Below are 1,496 nucleotides of genomic sequence, written 5' to 3'. Positions count from 1 at the left end.
TGATGAATCATCGAAATCCCTTTGCTTAAGGCATCCTTAGGACCAGCAATTTGCACTTCTTGTCCTTTAAATTTAATCGCACCCCTATCAGGAGTATATACACCGAAAATAATCTTCATTAAGGTGGATTTACCAGCACCATTTTCTCCCATTAAGGCATGAACTGTTCCTTTTCGTACCTTCAGTTGAATATTGTCGAGAGCCTTTACACCTGGAAATTCCTTTGTAATACCATCAAGCTCTAAAATATATTCTGTACCCATTTCTGCTCACCCCCAATGATTAAAAGAGAAGGACTGTCTAATAAAAACTAGCAGTCCCTCATATTGCTAAGTTACTTTTATTTCCATTTTTGAACAAATTGATCAACATTATCCTTCGTAACTACTTGATAAGGTATCCAATTCAACTTTTCAACCTTTTCTCCTTTAGCAGCCTTAATAGCTGTTTCAATCGCCATACCTCCTTGTCCTTTTGCATCTTGGAATACTGTTACATTAAGAGCGCCGGACTTGATGTAATCCAAAGCATCCGGTGTAGCATCAACTCCCGCTACAACAATTTGACCTTGTTTCCCAGCAGCCTTAATAGTATTTTGTGCCCCAATAGCCATTTCATCATTATTGGCTACAACCGCGTCAATCTTACGACCAGAGCTTAGCCAGTTTTCCATTAAATTCATTGCTTTTGAGCGATCCCATTCTGCTGTAGCTTCCGATACAATTTTCATATCAGGATATTTAGCAATAACTTCTTTATATCCAGCTGTTCTGTTAATTTGAGCCTCGTGACCTAGTCCGCCATCCATGATAGCAATATTCCCTTTTCCATTTAAAAGCTTTGCTACAGCTTCCATTTCAAGAATTCCGGCTTCTTTTGAGTCAGACCCTACAAAGGATGCAGCCTTTTTAACTCCTTTAAACAACGCGTTTACACCGATAAGTGGAATTTTAGCGTCCTTTGCCTGTTCTAGCATAGGATCCATTGCTTCCGTATCAACAGGTTTCACGACAATAGCATTAACTCCTTGTTCAATAAAAGTTTCCACTTGAGACAATTGCTTCGCGGAATCATTCTGTGCATCTACATAAATGATTTTGACATTTTTATTTTTGCTACTTGCCTCTTTCATACCTTGCATGATGTAAGTGGTAAATTTATCACTAAAACTTTGAAGTGAAACACCAATAACAATTTGCCCTTTTTCATTACCTGCCGTTGATGAAGAACCGCAACCGGCTAATAGGAGTAAACTGCAAATCATCATTAAAATAAGTGCCTTTATTTTCATAAAAACATTACCCCCTTTTTTAATGTAAAATCCATGTCTTTTAAATTTCACAATATCCTTTGGGGTTGCCTTCTTATATTCAGCCCCCCCATTCTCAAACAAATCATTCACAAATCGAGCATACTGTTGCTGATAATTGCTTAAACATCAATCCATGCCGATTTTTGTTAAATATTCTCTCGTTCTTTTCGCAATTGGGAATGGT

2 protein-coding genes are annotated in these 1,496 nt (G+C 37.6%); both read right to left on the bottom strand.

The features are described from left to right. Positions 1 to 263: ATP-binding cassette domain-containing protein (locus EP737_RS25100; RefSeq protein WP_129732137.1), on the bottom strand; the 263-nt coding region annotated here is incomplete at its 3' end. Between the two features lie 77 nt (positions 264 to 340). Continuing rightward, positions 341 to 1,402 carry a sugar ABC transporter substrate-binding protein gene (locus EP737_RS25095; protein ID WP_246040377.1) on the bottom strand — a complete coding sequence of 354 codons (1,062 nt, stop codon included), beginning with the start codon at positions 1,400 to 1,402 and terminating at the stop codon, positions 341 to 343. Positions 1,403 to 1,496 lie beyond the last annotated feature (94 nt).

This window comes from Ectobacillus funiculus (assembly GCF_004138295.1).
Lineage (GTDB): Bacteria > Bacillota > Bacilli > Bacillales > Bacillaceae_G > Ectobacillus > Ectobacillus funiculus.
Note: the sequence above shows the minus strand (reverse complement) of the source record. Positions and strands in the feature narration are given on the sequence as shown.